Annotated in this window: 1 protein-coding gene; it reads left to right on the top strand. The window is 74.1% G+C overall.

Going from position 1 to position 594, the window contains the following annotated elements; genetic code table 11:
* On the top strand, positions 1 to 594 hold a 594-nt coding region (locus IH00_RS38605; protein ID WP_158828225.1), incomplete at both ends, for a polyketide synthase dehydratase domain-containing protein.

Below are 594 nucleotides of genomic sequence, written 5' to 3'. Positions count from 1 at the left end.
GCTGTGGACAGGCCGGCTCTCACTCACCGGGCAACCCTGGCTCGCCGACCACACCATGTTCGGCCACACCGTCCTCCCCACCTCCGCGCTGGTCGAACTCGCCTTCCAGGCGGGCGATCAGGTGGGACGACCCCGTCTGGAGCGGCTGACCTCGCACGAACCCCTGGTGCTGCCCGACGGCGCCACTTCCCCCCTGCCCATCCAGATGCTCGTGTCCCATCCGGACGAGGACGGCCGCAGCACGGTGGAGGTCTTCTCCCGCCCCGCGGACGCGGCCACCGACGCACCCTGGACCCTGCACGCGTCCGGGACCCTGACCCCCGCCACCGCCCCTGACGCCGACACCACCCCTGATACCGCACCCGCCTTCGAGGGCGTACGCCCCGACGCGTGGCCGCCCGCCGGAGCCGTCCCGCTGCCGGTCCAGGAGGTGCACGGGCACACGGCCCGGTCCGCGATCGGCCTCGGACCGGCCTTCGACGGCATACAGGCCGCCTGGCGGCGCGGCGACGACGTGTTCGCCGAGGTCGCGCTGCCGGAACCGGCGGACGGAGAGGCATCGGCGTACGGCATCCACCCGGCGCTCCTGGACGC

Source organism: Streptomyces sp. NRRL S-118, assembly GCF_000716335.1.
In the GTDB taxonomy this organism is placed as follows: domain Bacteria; phylum Actinomycetota; class Actinomycetes; order Streptomycetales; family Streptomycetaceae; genus Streptomyces.
This window is presented reverse-complemented; position numbering and strand designations above follow the sequence as displayed.